Origin of the sequence: Cyclobacterium amurskyense (assembly GCF_001050135.1) — a bacterium.
Classification (GTDB): Bacteria; Bacteroidota; Bacteroidia; order Cytophagales; family Cyclobacteriaceae; genus Cyclobacterium; species Cyclobacterium amurskyense.
Window position 1 is genome coordinate 3,624,070 of record NZ_CP012040.1, and the last position, 19,846, is coordinate 3,643,915.

A 19,846-nucleotide genomic window follows, 5' to 3' on the forward strand; every position below is an offset into this window, starting at 1 on the left:
GTTTCACCTTTGGTGATGTGTATTTTCGCTTGGTACAGTTTCAAGATTTAATTGAATTTAAGTTTTTTTTATTCAAAATTGTTAGAGAATTAATTATTGTTAGTAACTTATACAATTAATCCTATTGAGCCAAATCGACTGGTTCTCAGTTTTTAATTTTGTATTGTGACAGGATGATTCCTGATTTTAATCATGAAAGAAGAGTTTGATAAAAATCTCTTTCAAGGTGATGAGAAAAGCCTTGATCTATTTTTGGTATTCGATTACAACCAAGTAATATTTTCTTCCGAAAATTGGCCAGACCAATTGCTGGATGGAGATTCATGGGATACCTGTTTGTCAGGATTTAATGGTTTGGTCAATGAAGTGATATCATTTTTTAATGACGAGGACCAAACTCAAATGCATTGTAACTATATACATGCACAAAATCCTGATTTTCAAATCTCCCTTGAAGGTAAGCTTGTGCATGGAAAAGGGAAGATTTGTATAGTAAATGGAAAGTATCAGCCCCTTGTTTCAAAAGATTACGATGAAATCTTTTGGGACAATGAACGGTCTGTTAGCTTAGGTCAAGAAGATGCTGCGGCCATTTTAAAAGGTAAAATGGAATTTGATCAACAGATCAATGAAGTGTCCACGGCTTTTTTAAATGCCCCTGAAAAAGAATGGGATAAGGTTTTTATGAAGGCTTTGTCCATGGTTGTCAAATCGCAAAAAGCAGAGAATGGCAATTTCTTTTATGTAAATCATGAATTACAACAACTTGAATGTTTTTTTGAGTACAAGGTCAATCCCGAAGCAGGTTTACTGAAGATAAATAGAACCATTTCCTTAGAGGGACAGGAAGAATTTTTGGAGAATGTAGGGACTTCTGGTTTTATTGCTGTTGACGATTTAAGAAATTTAAAAAATAAAAACTCTTTTGAGGCTATAATTGCTGACAAACTAGGCTTTGTAGCTTATATCATAGTCCCCATTTTTGCTGAAAACAATCTTTTGGGATTATTTACACTTAGTAGTTCCAAGCCGCAACCACATTGGAATTCCAACCATAGAAATAGGTTTGGGATTAGACAATTGGCAGATGTATTTGGAGCGGCACTTATCAACCGTTCTACTAAGTCTAAGTTGTTTAGAAATGAGAAATTACTTAGTTCAACTGAAGTATTGGCCAAGTCAGGATCATGGAGACTGCAAAATTCAGGTAGGAAGATCTTTTTATCTAAAGGGATAAACCGAATTTTCGATTTGGACTTGTCCATTGATGTGATTGAAATAAGTGATTTTTTAGAATTGATCCCTGCCAAAGACAGAGAGCTGGTTAAATCTAAAGTACAGGAGGCTCTCCAGAACAGGAAATCTGTTTCAGGTGAGTTTATTTTTACCAATTCCAATGGAAAAGAAAAGCATATTTCTTACCTAATTCAGGTAAATCAACTTACCAGCAAAAGCAACCTCGAAGTTTTTGGTTATTGTAATGATATAACTGAGAAAAAAACGGTAGAGCGTAGACTTCTTTTTGAATCCCAAATTTTAGCCCAAGTCAATGAACCTATTTATGTTACAGATCTTAATCTGAACGTAATTTATATGAATGAGGTGGCCATATTTGAGGGAGAGCCTTTTCAAAACGGCCATGGTGGGAAAATTACTGATTTCTTCAAAATCATCAATGCCCCTTCCATATCATTCAAGGGTTTAATAGAAAAAGCTTCAGCCAATGGGATGTGGGTGGAGGAAGTTCAGATATTGGACAATACCGGAAATGTTCAACCTTTTGAGGTTTCCGTTAAGCCCATACAAAATGTTGAGGTTGAGAAAATAGGTTACTCCTTTTTGGTGAGGAATCTAACTACCTTACTTCTACGTGAAGAAATGGCAAAAAAGGCCAAGCTGATTATTGAAAACAGCCCGGCAATATTGTTTGAAGTAGAACCTAATGAGAGATTTAAGATTTCCTATATCACCGAAAACATTAATCAATTTGGTTATGTTTCAGAGGATCTTGTAAGGGATTCTGTTAGTCTGAAAGATTTTGTCCATCCAGATGATCGTCTTATTTTCGAAAAGGAACTCATCAATCCCGAAAAAACCCAATACAATAGAGAGTATAGGTTGCTGTCTGCTGATGGCGGTTACAGATGGGTTGAGGATAAAATTCGGCCTGTGTTTGACACAGAGGGGAATGTGATTTTGTATGAAGGTTTACTTCATGATGTTACAGAAAGGAAAAAGGACCGGCTTGAAATTGAAAAGATCCAAGACAGGTACCGAGTGCTCGCGTCTAATATTCCCTTCACCAATGTTTTTTTAATTGATAAAAACTATAGGTATTTAGTTGCTGAGGGTTCAAACTTCACCAATTGGGGTTTTGATAAATCTTATTTTTTAGGTAGGACCATTCAGGAAGTGCACACCGTTACACGTAAAGTCGTAGAACCCTTAGTGACGGAGGCGGTAGAAAAGAAAAAAACGCTTAGTGACCTTATAACCTATCTTGAGCGCGTCTATGAATTGACGGCCAAACCCATTTTTAAGGAGGGAAAATTAGAGTATGTTCTGGGGATTGTAAGAGATATTTCAGAGGAGTACTTGGCTAAGAAGGAATTGAAGAAAAGCGAAATTAAGTACAGAAGTCTGGTAGAAGAGTCGACTGAGATTATATTTTCTATTACCGCCCAACTTGAGCTTAGTTATGTTTCTCCAAATATCAAACAATTTCTGGGCTACGAAACCTATGAATTTACCAGTGGTGATTTTACAGATTATCTGCATCCTGAAGATGCTCAGGTTTTGCAGGACGGTAACTCTCGTCCAATAAAATACTTTGAAGACCATCCTGAATTTGAGTTCAGGTTAAGACATAAGCGTGGACACTATAGGGTGTTTAGTTCTAGTGGAAAAGTAATTCGGGATGAAAACAATCAGGTAAGGTACTATACCGGAATAGCAAGAGATATTACCAAATTAAAAGAAACTCAAAAGGAATTATTTGAAGCCAAAGAAAAGGCTGAAGCTGCGCTAAATGCAAAAAGCCAATTCTTGTCAGTCATGAGTCATGAAATCAGAACTCCAATGAATGCAGTAATTGGACTTTCTCATCTTTTGATAGAAGACAAACCAAGGGAAGATCAACTTGAAAATCTGCGTACATTGCAGTTTTCTGCAGAGAATTTACTGGGTCTGATCAATGATATTCTTGACTTTAACAAGATAGATTCAGGGAAACTGATCCTGGAAAAAGTACCATTTGAACCGAGAAACCTCATCAATAGAATAATTCATTCCTACAGTTATCAAATAAGGGATAAATCCTTGGAAATAATTTATGAACCGGATTTTTCGTTACCAAAGCTACTAATTGGAGATCCTGTTCGAATTGCTCAAATTCTCAATAACCTTATAAGTAATGCTATAAAATTCACTGATAAAGGCTTTATAAAAATAGCCCTGGAGCTTATCAGTCAGGAAAATGACAGGGTAAATGTCCGGTTTACGGTAAAAGATACAGGTATAGGGGTTGCCCCTAGCAAGGTTAAGTCTATATTTGATGCCTTTACTCAGGCCAGTACAGATACTACCAGAAAGTATGGAGGAACAGGTTTAGGTTTGGCTATTGTTAAAAAACTTACCAAGTTATTCGGTACGGAGATACACTTGGAGTCCAAAATAGGAGAAGGGTCTACCTTTTGGTTTGACATCAATTTCCAAGTTCAGGATGAGAAAAAATTAAAAACTGTTTCCGAAGCCCTAGTAATGGATGGGCAACTTGGTGACAAGAAAATTTTGGTAGCTGAGGATAACCTGGTTAATCAGGTGTTGTTAAGGAAATACTTATCCAAATGGGGAGTTGGGGAGATCAAATTTGCTGAAAACGGTAAAATTGCCCTGGATCATTTTATCAAAAATGATTTTGACTTGGTGCTTTTGGATCTTCAGATGCCAGAGATGGATGGTTTTGAGGTAGCTAAAATCATCCGTAAACTCGACTTGCTTTCAAAAAGGAATGTGCCAATTATAGCCCTTACCGCTTCTTCTTTGCTAGAAGTAAAAGAGCAACTTGAAGCCTCAGGAATGGACGATTATATATCAAAACCATTTACCCCAGAGAACCTTTATAGCAAAATAATCAATTATCTCTGATATAGTGTTGATTTTTATGCATAAACGGTTGCTGAATTCCTCAGCTAAAATGATATCTTTGCATCTTTAAATAGCCCTATGAGATGGATTTTATATATACCGCTTTGGCTGGGATTGGCCTTTAATTTGAATGCACAGGGCAATGTCTCTGAGCGATCTACGATTTATGTTCTGGCCGGTTCGTCTGGAGCAAATATCAGAGAGTTCAATGAAATGCTTTCAGATAAAGGAATATCAAATCTTCGAGGAGGATATTCTACTTTGGGGATTGGTTATCAATACCGCCTTTCTGATTTTATTTTAGGTTTCGAGCTGTACCAAAATACAGGCGCCAACTCCTACTATAGGGATTATATTATAGACAATAAGAGTACTCGTTTTTATATGAATGTGGGTTATTCGCTCACAGAGGAAGGTAAGTTTCACCTTATTCATTATATGTCTTTAGGTGCAGGGTATGTCAATTTTGAAATGCTTAAGAACCAGAGAAAGGTCGATGACCTTGGAGCCTTCTTACAGCAACCAGCCCAAGGCTTTATTTTAAGAGAACGCAATATTCATAAAGGAACGCAAAATTTTGGTGGGTTTTTGACCGAAATTGGCTTTCAATTTGGCTACGATTTTAGTGTGCCAGGTTTGGAAGAAACGGTCGGTTTACTTGGTAAATTTGGTTATTCCTTCAGTCCATTTGAAGGGGCTTGGGAAATGAATGACATTACCTTTGACAACTTGCAAAGTGGTGCTTTTTTTAGATTGGGAGCGGGTATTTCTATGCCGGATCAGAATCTGTTCTTCCCCGATGCTGGTATTGGAGTGCACTTTTTTTATGGGTACAATTTCACCAACCCAGATGGCCTGAATGATTATTTGGTAAACAATGGATTGGCTCCATTTAAGGACAGACCCAATAATTTGGGAATGAAAATAATCGGAGAAAACCGAAGGTGGATCTATTCAGTTGATATTTTTAATATAGCAAATTCAGGTATAGCTGATGAAAATAGGGAGCAGACATTAAATAGTGTTAGGCTTTATGGTAACTATGGTTACCAGCTATATAAAATGAGAAATCTAGAATTAGGGGTACTTGCCGGTTTAGGGTATGGAAATATCCGTTATACTTTAACCAATGTCAAAAAGCCTGATTTTCCTATTTTGTTTGAAGAACCGGATTATGATGGCTATTTGAAGAGCAGAGGAATAATGGGCAAATCTGAAGTAATGGTAGCCTATGCGTTTCCTGTGTTTAATAAAATGTTTAGGATTGTTACTTCTGCACATGCTGGATATGAGTTACCACTAAGCACTTATAAACTTGGCGAGCTTAATATGTCGAGTTATATGGCAGGCCCTTATCTTCAACTTGGGGTTGGTTTAAGACCATAATTGTATCAACTTGATTAATTGAGCTATAAAGATGCACCTTGTGGAGAATTGATATTATTTGGAGTAAAAGACCAATGTTTTGTTGGAAACGTTTATTGTTTGGTATTTGTATATTTTTTAAAAATAATATTTTATTCTAACTGTGTTTATTTTGTTACTAATGTTTTGTATTGCTGAGTAACAGCATTTATTGAACCCGCTTATAGCAGGAGGAATTAAAGTTTTTCGCAAAAAGAGAATTTTTTTCCTGAATTCATGTTACTTTTGAATTGCTTATCGAGAAAGACGGAGGGTAGGGCCCTATGATGTCTTAGCAACCTGAGTTGACAAGGTGCTAATTCCCATTCCGGAAATGCCGGATAAAGATGAGCCGCAAAAGTTAGAAAATACCCTCTAGTTTTACATCGGTTCATGCTCGTATAAGCTTTTTAATTAATATACGATTCACATGGCAAGAAGAACCAACTTATTACTTCAGCAATTACAAAAGCGAATTTTGATATTGGATGGTGCTATGGGTACCATGATCCAAAGATATGGTCTTCAGGAAGAGGATTTTAGAAATCAAGAACTTGCGGCTGTAAAAAAATCTTTAAAGGGGAACAATGATTTGCTTTCTTTGACCCGCCCGGAGATCATCAAAGATATCCACAAGGCCTATTTTGAAGCTGGTGCAGATATCATTGAAACCAACACATTCAGTAGTACTTCAATAGCTCAGGAAGATTATGGGCTAGCTGAAATTGCCTATAAACTTAATTTCGAGTCTGCAAAGATTGCAAAGGAAGTGGCAGACGAATTTTCTGCCCGAGAGCCTGATAAACCAAGGTTTGTAGCAGGTGCAATTGGACCGACTAATAGGACAGCTTCCTTATCACCAGATGTCAATGATCCTGGTTTTAGAGCCATTAATTTTGACCAATTGGTTGCCGCCTATTCCGAGCAGGTGGAAGGTTTGTTAGACGGCGGAGTGGATATTCTTCTTGTTGAAACGGTGTTTGATACCTTAAATGCAAAAGCAGCAATTTTTGCAATTCAAGAAGTTTTTGAAAAACGAGATCTTCCTTTAGAACCTAAGGAAGGTGGAGTGCCTATTATGGTTTCAGGTACCATCACTGATGCTTCAGGAAGAACACTTTCCGGGCAAACCACCGAAGCCTTTTTGATCTCCATTTCCCATGTACCTTTATTAAGTATTGGTCTGAATTGTGCCTTAGGTGCCGCTGAGCTTAGGCCCTATTTAAAAGTACTATCAGATAAATCACCATTTAATGTGAGTGTTTACCCCAATGCAGGTCTTCCCAATGAATTTGGAGAATACGATCAGGGGCCAGATGAAATGACTGAGGAAGTGAGCTTGTTTTTAAAAGAAGGTTGGGTGAATATAGTTGGTGGATGTTGTGGGACTACTCCCGAGCATATCTCGGCTTTAGCAAACACAGCCAGCAATTTCCCTCCAAGAGTTCAGCAGGTATTAACCGAAGAAGATTAATTCATGAGCAATTCTAAAAAAATGCCTAGCTTACAGCTATCAGGACTAGAACCATTGGTTTTCAATGCGAACCTAAATTTCGTAAATATAGGTGAGCGAACCAATGTTACAGGTTCGAAGAAATTTGCAAGGCTTGTACTTAACGACAATTACGATGAGGCCCTTGAGGTGGCGCTAGACCAGGTAAGAGGCGGCGCTCAGATTTTGGATGTATGTATGGACGAAGCCATGCTAGATGGAGAAGCTGCAATGGTTAAATTCCTTAATCTGGTAGCCTCAGAACCAGAAATCAGCCGGATTCCAGTGATGGTCGATAGCTCCAAGTGGAGAATTATTTTGGCGGGGCTTAAATGTATTCAAGGTAAGGGAATTGTTAATTCCATTAGTTTGAAGAATGGTGAAGAAGAATTTTTGGAACAGGCCAAAACCATCAAAAAGTTTGGCGCTGCAGTTGTGGTGATGGCTTTTGATGAAAAAGGGCAAGCAGATTCCTATCAAAGACGAATAGATATCTGTAAAAAATCCTATGACCTGCTTACGCAAAAAATAAAGTTTAAGGCTCAGGACATTATTTTTGATCCCAATATATTTCCTGTTGCTACAGGAATGGATGAGCATAAAAACAATGCTGTTGATTTTTTCCGTGCGACGAAATGGATTAAAGAAAATCTGCCAGGTGCCAAAGTAAGTGGCGGTGTGAGTAATGTGTCTTTTTCCTTTAGAGGTAATAATCCCGTAAGAGAGGCCATGCATGCAGTGTTTTTGTATCATGCCATCAGGCATGGTATGGATATGGGAATTGTCAATCCCTCCATGTTGGAGATTTATGATGATATTCCCAAAGAGTTACTGGATCGGGTTGAGGATGTAATGTGGAACAAAAGGGAAGATGCTACAGAGCGTTTGCTTGATTTCGCAGATTCGGTTAAGTCTCAAGGAAAGAAAGGCAAGGCAGATGAAGCCTGGAGAAGTTCACCTGTTGAAAAAAGGATTCAACATGCTTTGGTAAAAGGGGTGTTGGATTATATCATAGAGGATACGGAAGAGGCAAGGCTAGAGTTAAAAGATGCGCTGAAAGTCATAGAGGGTCCTCTAATGGATGGCATGAATGTAGTTGGAGACTTGTTTGGTGAAGGGAAAATGTTCTTGCCTCAAGTAGTGAAAAGTGCCAGGGTAATGAAAAAAGCGGTTGCCTATTTGGAGCCATTTATGCCCTTGCCGGGCACAAATGCCACTACGGGTGAGCAAGAAGACAATATAAAGAGAATATTATTGGCTACAGTTAAAGGCGATGTTCATGACATTGGCAAAAACATAGTCGGGGTAGTATTGGCCTGTAATTCCTACAAGATTATTGATTTAGGGGTGATGGTAGAGACGGATCGAATTATTCAGGAAGCCTTGGACAGTAAAGCACATATAATAGGCTTAAGTGGTCTGATTACTCCATCACTTGATGAAATGGTTAATGTGGCTTCAGAAATGGAAAGGAGAGGTTTGGATATTCCTCTACTGATAGGTGGTGCCACCACTTCCAGAATTCACACAGCTGTAAAAATAGACCCTGTATACAGTGGTATAGTGGTTCATGTTGCTGATGCTTCCAAATCTGTTCCTGTGGCAGGTGAGGCCATTAGTAAAGAAACCAGAGATCAGTATAAAAAAGAAATAAAGGCAACTTATCAAAAGCTTCGTGAAGTACATGCTGCCAAGCAGGAAGTAAAGCAGATGTCTACTTATAAAGAAGCTAAGTCAAATCCTGTAGCCATCGATTGGCCTAACTACACACCTTTTAAGCCTAAGAAATTAGGGGTGACCGTGTTGGAAGATATGGACCTTTCCGTTATTAGAGATTATATAGATTGGACGCCATTTTTCAGCACCTGGATGCTTTCTGGAAGATTTCCGAAGATTCTAAAAGATCCTGTAGTAGGAGATGAAGCACTCAAATTGTACAATGACGCCAATAAAATGTTGGATAGGATTGTAAATGAAGGTTGGTTGAAAGCAAGTGCAGTTTTCGGTCTCTTTCCAGTGCAAAGGTCGGGTGATGATTTAGTGATAGATCCACAATTCACGGAAGGAAAACCCTATTCGTTTCATTTTCTAAGGCAACAAGGTCGAAAAGGAAAAGGAGTTCCTAACAGGTCTCTGGTTGACTATATTCATCCAGAGGCTACAGATTATATGGGGGGATTTGCAGTGACCGCTGGTTTAAACATAGAGGAAAAACTTAAGGATTTTCAAGAGCAGGGTGATGATTACAATGACATCATGTTGAAGGCAATGGCTGATCGTTTGGCGGAAGCTACTGCAGAGTATTTGCATTTGAGGGTTAGAAAAGAATTTTGGGGCTATTCTCCGACAGAATCGTTGGAAAATGAGGAGCTGATAAAGGAGAATTACACTGGTATTCGTCCAGCACCCGGCTATCCTGCTTGTCCGGAACATTCAGAAAAGCGTACCCTTTTTGACTTGCTTGATGCAGAAAAAATTATAGGGATGAAACTAACAGATAGCTTTGCCATGCTTCCAACCTCTTCTGTAAGTGGTTTTTACTTTGGTCATCCTGAAAGTAAATATTTTGGTTTAGGAAAAATCGGCAAAGACCAGGTGTCTGATTATGCTCGTAGAAAAGGCGTGTCGATGGCTCAGGCTGAGAAATGGCTGTCACCTAACCTTGCCTACACACCTAAGCTTACTTCAGAGGCTAAGTAGGGTTTTAAGTTCCACAAGGATGTTGATTTTGAAATGAATTACTGGTTAATTAGAATTTCAAAATCAGGCCCTTTAGTACAATTAAAATAAGTTTTGGGTAAATAAAACAGGCCCAAATATTTCTTAAAGCACAACTTGGTTGCTTAACAATAGACTAACATGAAGGTTACCGATTACTTAAAGAATACAGATAAAACACATTTTTCTTTTGAAATTCTTCCTCCCTTAAAAGGACAGAGTTTGACTAACTTATTGGACGGAATTACTCCTTTAATGGACTTTAATCCACCTTTTATAGATGTGACTTACCATAGGGAAGAATACATGTATAAGAAACATGCCAATGGGCTTCTTGAAAAAATAAGTACGAGGAAAAGGCCAGGAACAGTAGGTATTTGCGCAGCCATAATGAATAAGTTTAAGGTAGATGCAGTACCACATTTATTGTGTGGAGGGTTTTCTAAGGAAGAGACTGAAAATGCACTTATTGACTTGTATTTTATAGGGGTAGAAAATGTATTGGCATTGAGGGGAGACGCACCTAAATCAGAGGCGAATTTTATCCCAAATAAAGACGGGCACAAATTTGCTTCCGAACTTGTGGGCCAAATCATAGGAATGAATGAAGGCAAATACCTTCATGACGAAACTGAAATAGGTTTCCAAACCGACTTTTGTGTAGGTGTGGCTGGCTATCCTGAAAAGCATTTTGAAGCGCCAAGTTTGAATTTTGATTTGAAAAAGTTAAGAGCGAAAATTGATGCTGGGGCTACTTATATTGTAACCCAAATGTTTTTTGACAATCAAAAATATTTTGATTTTGTAGAGAAGGTAAGAGAGGCAGGGATTGATGTGCCGATTATTCCAGGGTTAAAACCAATCACTACCTTGTCTCAGATCGTTAATTTACCAAAAACGTTTTTCCTAGATTTACCGGATGATTTAATGCTGGAATTGGAGAAATGTAAAAATAACGCAGAGGTAAAGGAAGTGGGCATTGAATGGGCCATACACCAAAGCAAAGAATTGGTTAAGTATGGTGTGCCTACATTGCACTATTACACCATGAGTAAGGCAGACACAACTTATAAGGTAGCCAAGGAAGTGTTTTAATTCCCTTGTTAAATTATATTCATTAGGGAAAGGCAATGCAATGGTAAAGATTGACTTATTTTGACCCCGGAAAAGAATAGTTATTACCTATTTCGGGTTAAATGAAAAACAAAAGTGGACTATAAGGAAATAAGTAAGGAATTTGCTAAATCAGGTCAGTTAAATTTTCAGGATACGAAAGGGACAAACTTTGAATGGATCAAAGTGACTGATTGGAAGCCGGAAATGGAAGGCGTGTTTTTGGTTCATGAAATCTATCAGTTAAAGTCACTGGTAGGTAATTTCTCTGATGTAGCTTTGGATATTGTAGAATTTGCTGCAGATAAGACAATTTTCCAGAGCCCTCAGCCGGCATGGAATATAAATAAGGGTAAATCCGGCGGATTAATTAAATTTGCACTGGTAAGCTCACCCTTTTGGAAGCAAGTACTCAACCAAGTTCAGGAAATTGTATTTCTGAGGTGGCAAAATGAGGTACTTCCTTCAACGATCAAAGGGCTCCAGGCTTTTCCTTTTAATAGGGAATCCAAGGTGATGCAACTGCATGAAGATGGTCGTGTGAAAATTATAAATGGATGAATCTGACAAGTTCTTTAGGAAATATTCAAATCTTTGAAAAGGTTGGCAAAATAGCAGATAATTTGGGCACGGAAACCTATGTAGTAGGTGGATATGTTCGAGATATACTTTTAAAAAGACCAAGCAAGGACATTGATTTTGTATGCATTGGTGATGGGATAAAGCTGGCTAAATCAGTGGCTGGTTCTTTAGAAAATAAACCACCTGTTTCAGTTTTTAAAAATTTTGGTACCGCCATGATCAAAATGGAGGATTGGGAACTGGAATTTGTAGGAGCGAGAAAAGAGTCCTATCAGGACCATTCGAGAAAACCTAAGGTGGAGGCAGGAACACTTCAAGAGGATCAGGAACGCAGGGATTTCACCATCAATACCTTGGGAATAGGTTTAAATGCTAAAAATTTTGGAGAACTTTTGGATCCCTTTGACGGTGTAAAAGATCTCAAAAGAAAAATCATACGTACCCCTACCGATCCCAATATAACTTTCTCAGATGATCCTTTGCGAATGATGCGGGCTGTTCGGTTTGCGGCCCAATTGAAATTTGATATTGAAGCGACTACCTTTGATGGGATCATTAATAATGCCCACAGGATGTCTATTATTTCTGGGGAAAGAACCATCGTTGAACTCAATAAAATCATTATGACTGACAAACCTTCCTATGGGTTTAAGTTACTTTTTGTCAGTGGTTTATTGAAGGAGTTTTTCCCGGAGATGGTTGCACTTCAAGGAGTCGATTCTGTAGGGGACAAGTCTCATAAGGATAATTTTTACCACACTTTACAAGTGCTGGACAATGTGGCCATGAGGTCAGATAATCTTTGGTTACGTTGGGCAGCTATCATGCATGACATTGCCAAGCCTCTTACCAAGCGTTTTAATCAGAAAGTAGGCTGGACTTTCCATGGACACGAGGACAAAGGGGCCAGAATGGTTCCGGGAATCTTTAGAAGATTGAAGCTTCCAATGGATGAAAGGATGAAATATGTGCAAAAATTAGTAAGATTGCATTTGAGACCCATAGCATTGGTCAACGACAAGGTAACGGATGCAGCCATAAGGCGCTTGCTTTTCGAAGCTGGAGACGATGTGGATGACCTGATGCAGCTTTGCAGAGCCGATGTTACCTCAAAAAATAACAACAAAGTAAAAAGATTCTTGGCTAATTTTGACAAGGTAGATCTCAAACTTCAGGAGGTAGAATCAAAAGATCAGGTAAGAAATTTCCAACCTCCTGTATCTGGTGACGAAATCATGGTTATATTTGGTTTGAAACCATCAAGGGTAGTAGGAGATTTGAAAGAAGAAATCAAAGAAGCTATCCTTGAAGGACATATTCAAAACAATAAAAATGAAGCCTTGGAGTTAATGTACAAGTTAGCTGCAAAAAAAGGAATAGTGAAAACAACTCAAGATAAATGATGAAAATGAAATTTGCTGTATTGATTTTGATACTGTGCTTAAGCGCACAAAATATTTCCTTTGCCCAGGAAAACACCAATACTACTCCTGCTACTCAGGAACCCATCACAAGTAATAAAGCTAAAAATGAAACGGACAACAGGATATACTCACTTGCAATGAGGTACAATGATGCTTCTGTTGCAAAATTGAAGCTGTATGAGTTGATGGAAAGAAATCCTGGCAACCTTGTCTATGCCGAAACCCTTGCCTCCATGTATTTTGAAATGGAGCAGTATGGATCAGCGGCGCTTGTTGCCTTGGATTTATTGGAAAGAAATGACAAAAGTTTGACAGGCCTAGAAGTAGCCGCGTTTTCTCTTGAACAGTTGGGTGCTTTAGAACGTGCATTGCCACATTTTGAATCCCTTCATTTATTGTCCGGAGATTTGTTCAGTTTGTACAAAGCTGGCTATTTACAATATACTCTTAAGAAATATGAGGAAGGCCTTAACTCCATTAATATGTTGATTAAGGACAGCAAGGCAGCAGAACAAAAATTAAACTTCCCGAAAGGAGAAAACAATGAAATGCAGGAAGTAAGTATGGTCGCAGCTGCTGAAAATCTTAAAGGACTGATTTATAAAGATCAGGGAAGTATGGCTGAGGCTAAAACTGCCTTTGAAGCAGCCTTGGCGATCAATCCTGACTTCGAACTAGCCAAAGAAAACTTAGCAGGATTGTAAAATCCTTGCTATGATTTTATAGGTTGCTGTTTTGAGGATTTGGTCTTTTATTTTTCTTTAATCCATACGGTAGGGAATTTTAGAGGATCAGGAGCTGTGATTTTGTCAGTATTATTGTAGGAAAAATACAGTATTACTGACAAAATCATGATTTTACCTTCCCCAAATCAGCATGATGAGGTTTTATCTCTTCAAACTACCATCCTTCCTGTTGTTTTGAAATCCGATTTTAAATAAATAATGCCGTTTGACCCAAGCTTATGCAATTGGGTTTTTCAATTGATTTCATCACTTAATAGAATGTTTATTGTCTTTTTAGGGCAATGACTGCTGTATGGGCTTTAGCCAGGTAGCCATCTGCGGTTATCTTTCTTGATTGTATATCAAGACTTAATTTGAACTAGAATTTAACAGCTAGTAAAATTCACCAATACCAAAGCCTTTCCATCGCTTTTATTTCCATTTTAGGGAATAAAATTGCAGTTTTGCAAAAATAAAAACAGCTCATGACCGTACGCTTCCAGTCACTGAAAATCATCACAGAAAAAGAAATCCTTCCTGCCGCTGATTATGTATTTGATGGGAAAACCATAACAGCAGCAACCACACAAAGTCCTGGTAAGGATGAAAAACTGGTAGATTGTAAAGGCTTTTTGGGTTCTAAAGGTTGGACAGATCTCAGGTGTTTTTCTGGCGAACCAGGGCAGGAATACCGCGAAACCCTTGAAAGCCTTGCCAATGCACTTATACAGGGAGGCATGACAGCTGCTGTATTGCTCCCCAATAGCACACCTCCCATCCAATCCAAAAGTGAGGTCGCCTATCTGAAAAACCATAGTGATTTATTGTTCCCTACTTTTCATATTCAGGCAGCAGTCACAAAAGATTTTGAAGGCAAAGAACTTACAGAAATGTTGGATTTAAACCAATATGGAGTAAATCTCTTTGGCGAAGGCTTGGTCTCCCTGTCTCATTCTGACCGCATGATGAAGGCCTTACAATACCTTCAGAAGTTTAATGGTGTATTATTTGATCAGAGTCAGGACCCAATGTTAGCACTTTTTGGGCAGATGCATGAAGGTGTTTCTTCTACTATGTTAGGTCTGAAAGGCATTCCTGATCTTGCCGAAGAAGTAGCCGTTCAAAAAAATCTTGAAATACTACGTTATACTGGAGGAAGGCTGCATTTTCAAACGGTCAGTACAAGTGGTGCCCTGGAACATATTCGAAAAGCAAAGCAGGAAGGTTTGGCAGTAACTGCTGATGTTTCTATCTACCAATTGCTTTTCACGGATGATGATTTATTGGATTTTGACACAAGGCTTAAAGTTTTACCTCCTTTCCGTGGGAAGACTCAACAAGTAGCATTAATCGATGCATTGAAAGACGGGACTATAGACGCCTTGGTTTCCAACCATATCCCACATGAGCTAGATGCAAAAAATATGGAATTTGACCACGCACCTTTTGGGATGGCTGGGTTACCTACTTTTATTCCTGCATTAGTGAAGCTATCAGAAAAATTAACTTATCCTTTGTTGATTGATAAGTTAACCAATGGTCCTCAGTCCATTTTAGGTAATCAAGCCAATGAATGGGATAGTATTACTATTTTTGATCCAAATGAAGAGTGGTTGTTTGATGAGAAAAGCAATGCTTCACTAGCGGCTAACAACCCCTATTTTAATCAATCACAGAAAGGAAAAGTAAAATACCTGATAAATCAGGGGAAAATAGAAGGGTTAAATGAATAGGTACTTAAAAGCCGCATTACCGTTTGGGCTATATGGCGGAGGATTATGTTTTTTGGGCTACTTGACGATTTATTTTTTAGGAATAGAACCCATCAGTATGAACCTGATTATTGGGTACCTTGTAACTCCGGTTTTTGTGTTTTTTGGAGTGAAAAACTTTCGGGACAATTTTAACGGGGGTAATTTGTATTTTGGCCAGGGAATGACGGTTGGTTTTTTTACCTATACCATCATAGCCACGCTTTCGGCTTTGTATATTTTAGGTAGTATACAGATTGATCAGGAATTATTTACCACATTTAGACAAATCAATTTGGAGTTGATGAGCGAAAATAAAGCGATTCTTCAAGAGAAATTAAATGTGGAAGCCTATGAAGAAACCTATGCGAATATTTCTAAAATGAGCATTTTTGATGTTGCTTTAAACGATTTTTTAAGAAAAATATTCCCGGGATTGTTCTTTACCATTATAATTTCCATAATTTTAAAGAGAAACGTTGAATTTTAATCGTCTTTATTATGGAACAACAATCAACATCTCCTGCAATGGCAGCATTGAAATCCGGAGTAACCATCGGCTTGGTAATGCTTGTCATCTCGTTTTTAATTTATTTTATTGATTATAGTTTATTAGTTGCCGCTTGGTACGGTTTCGCCGTGTTCGTTTTATTCTTCGGACTAGTGATTTATTTCGGTATTCAGTACCGCAAGGAAATAGGTGGTTTTATGCCATATGGACCTGCTTTCCAGTTTGCCTTCGTTACTTTAATTGTCTCAGGTTTAATAAGCACCTTAGGGAATATAGTATTGTATCAGTTGATTGATCCTGGACTTTCCGAATTGTTGGTAAAAGTTCAGCTTGAAAATATGCTGGCCATGCTGGATAATTTTGGCGCTGGAGACAATATATCAAGTGACCAAATCAACGAGATGCGTACAGAGATGGAAGATGCTTTTACCTTTGCGGGACAAATCAAAGGTTTCGGGGTTTCGTTGATCATATATGCTATTTTTTCCTTAATCTTAGGTGCAATTATTAAAAAAAGAGACAAATCAACAGATTTTTAATTGAATTATGCCCCAAATTTCTCTTATTATACCTGTTTACGACGAAGAAGAATCGCTACCTGAACTTCAAGATTGGATTAAAAGGGTAATGGAAACCAAAGGGCTCAGTTATGAAATCATATATGTAGATGACGGCTCTAAAGACAACTCCTGGCAAGTGATTAAAGACTTGTCAGTCCTTGACGTAAATGTCAAAGCCATAAGGTTTGTTCGCAATTACGGTAAATCTGCAGCTTTAAATATAGGTTTTTCCAAGGCCATTGGTGAGGTTGTGGTCACGATGGACGCTGATTTGCAGGACAGCCCTGAAGAGGTGCCTGAGCTTTACCGTATGATCACAGAAGATGGTTTTGACCTGGTCAGTGGCTGGAAGCGTAAACGCCATGACCCAATATCTAAAACCATTCCTTCCCGCTTGTTTAATGGCGTGACCAGATTTATTTCCGGGATTAAGCTACATGATTTCAATTGTGGATTAAAGGCCTATTCAAAGAAAGTTGTCAAAAGCATAGACATTTACGGTGAAATGCACCGTTATATTCCGCTTATAGCTAAATGGAATGGTTTTGGGAAGATAGGAGAGAAGGAAGTGGCGCATAGAGCCAGAAAATATGGTACCACCAAATTTGGAATCGAACGTTTTGTCAATGGGTTTCTGGATTTGATTTCCGTTTCTTTCGTTAACAGATACAAGAAGAATCCCATGCATTTTTTTGGTAGTATGGGCACGCTTTCATTTATGACAGGTTTTTTGATTACGGTTTGGTTGATTTATGAGAAAATCGCTGGTCTTAGGAATGGTTTGCCAGTTAGAGAAATCACAGATCAACCCTTGTTTTTCTTAGCACTTGTCGCATTAATTGTAGGGGTGCAGTTATTTCTCACAGGGTTTATGGCCGAAATGATGACTTCCAATAACACCCATAAAAGTGATTATAATATTGCCGACGAAATTAATAGAAAATAGCAATGTATTTTTCGGTGATCATTCCTGTGTACAATCGTCCTGAGGAACTCCGAAATTTACTTCAGAGTCTAAGCAATCAGACTTTTTGTAATTTTGAAGTTGTGATAGTGGAGGATGGATCCGACTTTACTGCTGAAACTATTGCAGGAGAATTCAAAGAGAAGCTGAATATCTGTTATCACTTTCAGGAGAATACCGGGCAGGGATTTGCTCGCAACAAGGGCATGGAACTGGCAAAAGGAGATTATTTCGTTTTTTTTGACTCCGATTGTGTGATTCCTTCAGGTTATTTTAAAATACTAAATAGCGTTATCAAAGAAAGAGGCCTTGATGCACATGGTGGACCAGATGATGCCGGCGATGAATTTTCTTCCTGGCAGAAGGCCATGAACTTCAGCATGACCGCTTTCTTGACCACAGGGGGCATACGTGGAAAAATGAAGGATCCCTCCAAGTACCAGGCCCGTGGCTACAATATGGGCTTCTCCAGAGACGTATACGAAGAGGTTGGAGGCTTTATTCATCCCAATATGGCTGAAGACATTGAACTGAGCATTCGCATCAAGAAAGCAGGGTTTAAGTTGGAGTTGGTGGCAGATGCATTTGTTTACCATCACCGTAAAAATGATTTTGCCTCTTTTATTCGTCAAAGCCACCAATTTGGCAGGAATCGTGTCTTTATCACACGGTTTCATAAAGATGCCCTCAAGCTGGTTCATTTGCTTCCAGTGGCATTTTTTATAGGATTGCTATTGCTTCCCCTTTCATTGATTATTTGTCCGGTTATAGGTTATATGATAGCAGCCTGCTATTTGCTTTGGACGGTGGCTCTATTTTTTAGTGCTTGTACTAATTTGCAAGTTGGGTTTTTAGCGGTACTCACCTCCTACGGGCAATTGATAGGTTATGGTACAGGAGTGCTTAGGGAGTACTTCTATTCCTTAATTAAATAGGATTCCTTGTTAGGAAAGATGGTGAAGGACACAACCTTCCGGCCACTGAGCTTGTGGAAGTGTTCCGGCATGTACTTAATTAACCAACCACCAGAACGTCATTGTGAACCCTTTTTAGAGAGGTGTTGTGTAGGGAACGGGTGGGGCAATCCCTCCTTCGGGTCTAGCGGTTTTTCTAAGAGATACTATCCCATATTCAGCAAAAGTCACTCAATTGCCAAAAGCTCATAATCCCCCTTGAAAGGGGAAAAGGGGGATTTTTCGATCCCTATATTTTGGAGTTGTCTATTGCATATTTCGGGTTCAATTCAAACCTATTCATTTCCCCTTTTTTTTTTAAAGCAACAACACAATAGGAATGAGCTTTTGCTTATGTACATCAAACCAAATTACAATTCATTGTACAACCTTTACCTAGCCAAGAGAGGCAAACCCCTTAAACTAAGAGTTTTACTTAAAAAGTCCGGATATTAGGCATTTTTTATCAGTTACCGGTTAACTGTTCAACAAAATTACCCCGGCTAAAAATCATTCAAATTTTGCCGAAAAAAACAGTTCGTATATTGATTAATGTATTTAAATATATCAATAATGTTGTTTGAATTTTATGAAGAAAAAAAGGTATTAAACAGTTTTTTTACTGTCTTACTTTTAAATATCTTTGTCAAGAATTTTAAAGTTCATTTTATTTAATAAAAATGAAGCAACTCGACAGATTATTTTTTACCCTTTTGATTTTACTTGCTGCCAGTTCTTGCGTATCCAACAAAAAGATTATCTATATGCAGGACAGGTCCGAAGAAGACAATCCCTTATTTACAGAATCTGAGCTTGTAGCCAATAATGCTGCAGAATACTACCTGCAATACAATGATGTGGTAGACATTAATCTTAGTACCACTTCTCCTGAGCTTAATGAGATTTTTGGTATAGCTGCAGGAAACCAAACTTCAAGTACAAGTATGATGCAGGGAGCCCAAAATGGGGGAGATGTTTTTTTTATCAATGGCTATACCCTGGATGAAAACGGTATGGTGGAATTGCCTTTGCTTGGTGAAATCAAATTATTGGGTTTAACCACCAAACAAGCCCAAGCATTGATAGAATCAGAACTGAAAGCCTATGTCAATAAAGAAGATTTTTTTGTAAGGGTTCGTTTAGGAGGGGTTCGTTTTTCTGCCCTGGGTGAATTCAATAAGAATGGCAATTATACCATTCTTCAAAATCGAATCAGTATTTTTCAGGCCATTGCTCATGCAGGCGATTTGACTACGACTGCCAAAAGGGATCAATTGGTCTTAATGAGACAGTATCCTGAAGGTACCAAAACATTTCGCATTGATCTTACAGATGAAAGACTGATAGCTTCGGAATTTTATTTTATTCGTCCCAATGACATGCTTTATGCAGAACCTATGAAAATCCGTGAATTGGGTACAGGGGTTAATTTTGTTCAAACATTTCAATTGGCGGTGACTACCCTTTCTGCCGTTTTACTTGTATTGAACGCCATCAAATAAT

Annotated in this window: 14 protein-coding genes and 1 riboswitch; all 14 genes read left to right on the forward strand. The window is 38.3% G+C overall.

Going from position 1 to position 19,846, the window contains the following annotated elements; all coding sequences use genetic code 11:
• Window positions 1-192 precede the first annotated feature (192 nt).
• The 14 genes from CA2015_RS14970 to CA2015_RS15040 all read left to right on the forward strand — a co-directional run bounded on the left by CA2015_RS14970 (window position 193) and on the right by CA2015_RS15040 (window position 19,845).
• Window positions 193-4,146, forward strand: a complete 3,954-nt coding sequence (locus CA2015_RS14970; RefSeq protein ID WP_053086691.1) for a PAS domain S-box protein — start codon at window positions 193-195, stop codon at window positions 4,144-4,146.
• Window positions 4,147-4,224: 78 nt separating this feature from the next.
• Window positions 4,225-5,532, forward strand: a complete 1,308-nt coding sequence (locus CA2015_RS14975; protein WP_048642627.1) for a hypothetical protein — start codon at window positions 4,225-4,227, stop codon at window positions 5,530-5,532.
• A 270-nt stretch (window positions 5,533-5,802) separates the two neighbouring features.
• A riboswitch (SAM riboswitch) is annotated at window positions 5,803-5,904 on the forward strand.
• Window positions 5,905-5,980: 76 nt separating this feature from the next.
• The gene (locus tag CA2015_RS14980) at window positions 5,981-7,024 is read left to right on the forward strand and encodes a homocysteine S-methyltransferase family protein (protein WP_048642628.1); all 1,044 of its coding nucleotides are present in this window, start codon (window positions 5,981-5,983) and stop codon (window positions 7,022-7,024) included.
• A gap of 3 nt (window positions 7,025-7,027) precedes the next feature.
• Window positions 7,028-9,742: a methionine synthase gene (gene metH / locus CA2015_RS14985; protein WP_048642629.1), complete on the forward strand. Its 2,715-nt coding sequence runs from the start codon at window positions 7,028-7,030 to the stop codon at window positions 9,740-9,742.
• 159 nt (window positions 9,743-9,901) lie between these two features.
• Window positions 9,902-10,855 (forward strand): methylenetetrahydrofolate reductase [NAD(P)H], encoded by a 954-nt coding sequence (metF, locus tag CA2015_RS14990; protein WP_048642630.1) that lies wholly within the window; start codon window positions 9,902-9,904, stop codon window positions 10,853-10,855.
• A 114-nt stretch (window positions 10,856-10,969) separates the two neighbouring features.
• On the forward strand, window positions 10,970-11,434 hold the full coding sequence (locus CA2015_RS14995; RefSeq protein WP_048642631.1) for a hypothetical protein: 465 nt from the start codon (window positions 10,970-10,972) through the stop codon (window positions 11,432-11,434).
• Window positions 11,431-12,858, forward strand: a complete 1,428-nt coding sequence (locus tag CA2015_RS15000; protein WP_048642632.1) for a CCA tRNA nucleotidyltransferase — start codon at window positions 11,431-11,433, stop codon at window positions 12,856-12,858. Before CA2015_RS14995 ends, CA2015_RS15000 begins: the two co-directional genes overlap by 4 nt.
• Window positions 12,855-13,583, forward strand: coding sequence for a tetratricopeptide repeat protein (locus tag CA2015_RS15005; protein WP_048642633.1), 729 nt, complete (start codon window positions 12,855-12,857; stop codon window positions 13,581-13,583). Before CA2015_RS15000 ends, CA2015_RS15005 begins: the two co-directional genes overlap by 4 nt.
• A gap of 506 nt (window positions 13,584-14,089) precedes the next feature.
• Window positions 14,090-15,337: a dihydroorotase gene (locus CA2015_RS15010; protein ID WP_048642634.1), complete on the forward strand. Its 1,248-nt coding sequence runs from the start codon at window positions 14,090-14,092 to the stop codon at window positions 15,335-15,337.
• Window positions 15,330-15,845 carry a DUF4199 domain-containing protein gene (locus CA2015_RS15015; RefSeq protein WP_048642635.1) on the forward strand — a complete coding sequence of 172 codons (516 nt, stop codon included), beginning with the start codon at window positions 15,330-15,332 and terminating at the stop codon, window positions 15,843-15,845. Before CA2015_RS15010 ends, CA2015_RS15015 begins: the two co-directional genes overlap by 8 nt.
• Window positions 15,846-15,856: 11 nt before the next feature.
• Window positions 15,857-16,405: a DUF4199 domain-containing protein gene (locus tag CA2015_RS15020; RefSeq protein ID WP_048642636.1), complete on the forward strand. Its 549-nt coding sequence runs from the start codon at window positions 15,857-15,859 to the stop codon at window positions 16,403-16,405.
• A gap of 7 nt (window positions 16,406-16,412) precedes the next feature.
• A complete protein-coding gene (locus CA2015_RS15025; protein WP_048642637.1) occupies window positions 16,413-17,372 on the forward strand; it encodes a glycosyltransferase family 2 protein in 960 nt (319 codons plus the stop codon).
• Between the two features lie 2 nt (window positions 17,373-17,374).
• Window positions 17,375-18,325, forward strand: coding sequence for a glycosyltransferase (locus tag CA2015_RS15030; protein WP_048642638.1), 951 nt, complete (start codon window positions 17,375-17,377; stop codon window positions 18,323-18,325).
• Between the two features lie 782 nt (window positions 18,326-19,107).
• Window positions 19,108-19,845, forward strand: coding sequence for a polysaccharide biosynthesis/export family protein (locus CA2015_RS15040; RefSeq protein ID WP_048644551.1), 738 nt, complete (start codon window positions 19,108-19,110; stop codon window positions 19,843-19,845).
• Window position 19,846: the final 1 nt, after the last annotated feature.